Annotated in this window: 2 protein-coding genes and 1 pseudogene; all 3 read right to left on the bottom strand. The window is 61.0% G+C overall.

From position 1 onward, the window contains the following. Positions 1-950 (bottom strand): carbohydrate ABC transporter permease (locus C448_RS07845; RefSeq protein WP_049916175.1); only part of this gene is annotated, 950 nt, incomplete at its 3' end. Positions 951-1007: 57 nt separating this feature from the next. Beyond that, entirely contained in the window at positions 1008-1730 is a 723-nt protein-coding gene (locus C448_RS17220) for an extracellular solute-binding protein (protein ID WP_455429055.1), read from the bottom strand. Between the two features lie 124 nt (positions 1731-1854). Then, positions 1855-2478 (bottom strand): annotated as a pseudogene (locus C448_RS16765) (extracellular solute-binding protein); the annotation flags it as partial. Positions 2479-2834: the final 356 nt, after the last annotated feature.

Below are 2834 nucleotides of genomic sequence, written 5' to 3' on the forward strand. Positions count from 1 at the left end.
GGACGGTACTGGCCGAACAGCGCGTACAGGAAGTCGAACGCTTTGAGCGCACCGATCATCAGCACGACGAGCGCGCTGATGACCGAGCCTCTGAGCTGGGGGATGATGACCCGCCAGTACATCGTGATCGTGCTCGCGCCATCGATGCGCGCCGCCTCGAAGTGTTCGTCCGGGATCGCCTGCAATCCGGCGAGAAAGACCACCATCGCGTAGCCGCTGAACTGCCAGACCAGCGCGAAGANGACCGCACCGAGCACGAGCTGTGGGTTGCCGATCCAGTCCGGCTGGAGTCCGCCGATGCTCAGTACCGAGTTGATGATGCCGTTGTCGATATCGTACATCCACGCCCAGAGCTGGGCCGTCACGACGAACGAGAGGCTGAACGGCAGCAGATACACCAGCCGGAACGTGTTCTGCAATCGGAGCGTGCGATCGAGCAGGATCGCGAGCACCAGCCCGAGTACGAGACAGAGGACCGTGAATGCGACCAGCAGGACGAACGTGTTGCGCGCGGCGTTGATGAACGCCTGGCTCCCGAACAGTTCGGCGTACTGCTGGAAATCGAGCGCGGAGTAGTCCGGATTCCCAAAGCCCTCCATGTCCGTCAGCGAGATGAGGAAGTTCCAGCCGATCGCACCGTAGACGAACAGCCCCATCAACAGGAACGGCGGGAGCCAGAATGGCAGCGAGCCGACGAATCGGCTGTTGCGCAGCGATCGCAGTCGATCCGACAGGCCTGTGCCGGCCGAGCCACGGCTCACGGTCGCNTTGCGCAGCGATCGCAGTCGATCCGACAGGCCTGTGCCGGCCGAGCCACGGCTCACGGTCGCCCCGCCGTCGGTGCGAACCGGGGTCTCGTCGTCACCGGTATCGCCCACGAGTCGAGTGCGGAGGTCGCTCAGCCGTGATCGGATCGACCGTCGCACGTCAGTTCGATCCGGAGACGGCATTGAGCATCCCCTTGGTTGCGGAGTCGAGGTTCTCCGAGCCGAGGAACTCGTTGGTGATCACACCGTCGATGTCAGAGTGGACGTCGGGCAGCACGGCCAGCCCGTGGGCGATCGTCGGCGGCTTGTGCGAGACCTCGCCGTACTCCTTGATCGTCTTGGTGAGATACGGACCGAATTTGTCGGTTGGGGCGTCGGTCCGCGGGGGAATCGACCCCTTGTACTGGTTGAACGCGACCTGTGCCTCGGTCGTGCCCAGATAGGAGAGCCACGTCTTTGCGGCCTCGGGAGCGGGCCCNCCTGTGCCTCGGTCGTGCCCAGATAGGAGAGCCACGTCTTTGCGGCCTCGGGAGCGGGCCCGTCGGCGGGGAACGGGAACGAATCGAGATGCATTCCGTACATATCGTCGGTACCCGGGAAGGTGACGTTGTTCCAGTCGTCTTCGTACTCGAAGTCGTCCTGGTTGCGGTAGGAGCCGGCGACCCAGTTGCCGTTGTGGACGAAGGCCGCGTTCCCGCTCATGAACTTCTGGTTGGCCTGCGTGAAGCCGATGCTCGACGCGTCGTCGTTGATATGGTCGTAGTAGTTCTGGACCGTTTTGAACGCCTTCCGCACGGCCTTCTCGTCGCCCTCGCCGTTGACGTAGTCCATGAATCCTTGGTAGCCAGCCTGTCCCTGCATGACGACTTCCCAGAGCTGGAGCGTCGTGAACGGTGCTTCGAGCCCCTGTGCGAGACCGACGGCGTCGGTGTTCTGTTCGACCTTCTTGAGCGCGGCCGTCAGATCGCTCGGCTTCGAGAAGCTCGTCGGGTCGACACCGGCTTCCTCGACGACCGAGACGTTGTAGAANGACCTTCTTGAGCGCGGCCGTCAGATCGCTCGGCTTCGAGAAGCTCGTCGGGTCGACACCGGCTTCCTCGACGACCGAGACGTTGTAGAAGAGGTCGTTCATCCGGTGGGAGCCGATCGGCACCGCCACGTATGGCCCCGAGCCGACGGATTTCGAGCTTTCACCGACCTGCGAGTACTGTTTGGCCTCCTTCGAATAATTCTGCTTGAGGTCCTTGGTCCAGACGTCGTCGCTGATGTCGCCGAGGAGTCCGGCGCTAGTGAACTGGACGAGGTTGTTGCCGGGCCAGTCGGCCCACGAACTGGGGAGGTTGCCGTTCTGTGCACGGTTCGAGATGGTCGTGTCGAGATTGGTGTTGCCGCCGCCGCCGATGGCCTGGAAATTGGTGTTGACGTCGGAATGGGCTTCTTCGAACTTCTTGATCAGATTGTTGATGGCTTTCTTGCCGTCGCCGCCGGTCCAGCCGTGGAGGACCTGCAGCTTGCCGCCGCCACCGGACGAGCCACCACCGCTGCTGTTGTTCCCGCCGCTGCCGTTCCCGCTGCTGTTTCCGCCAGTGGAACCGCCAAGGCAACCTGCTAGACCAGCTGTGCCGGCAGCACCAGTAAGTGCGAGATATTTTCGCCGTGTAAATCGATGCTTAGTCTCTTTGGTTGCGGATTGTTGACGTTCTTTCGACATAGGCTGTTGCTACCTAATCGCCAGGTTGAGTTTATGAGTTAAAGATGTTTGGGTGCACATAAAGCGCGGTGTCTGCAACGGAAGTGAAGTACTGGTTGCTCCTACTCGCTGTTCATGCACGAGAGCGGCAATTGGCGGTTTGAAGTACAATCTCAGTGTTTCTGTACGTGCGTATGTCGTTGTTGGCGCTGCGGAATTCGATGTCGACGTTTGCGGATAGCGAACTATTTGAGAGCTTCGCTCACCGCTACGATTCATTCAGTTTCTCAGCTTTGCACGTTAAGTAGCGCCGCGTTGTAGGCGAGGGTAGCGGACGATGCTGCCAATCACAGATCTTCTGTCGTGTACGGAGCCAA

The organism is Halococcus morrhuae DSM 1307 (assembly GCF_000336695.1).
Taxonomy (GTDB): Archaea; Halobacteriota; Halobacteria; order Halobacteriales; family Halococcaceae; genus Halococcus; species Halococcus morrhuae.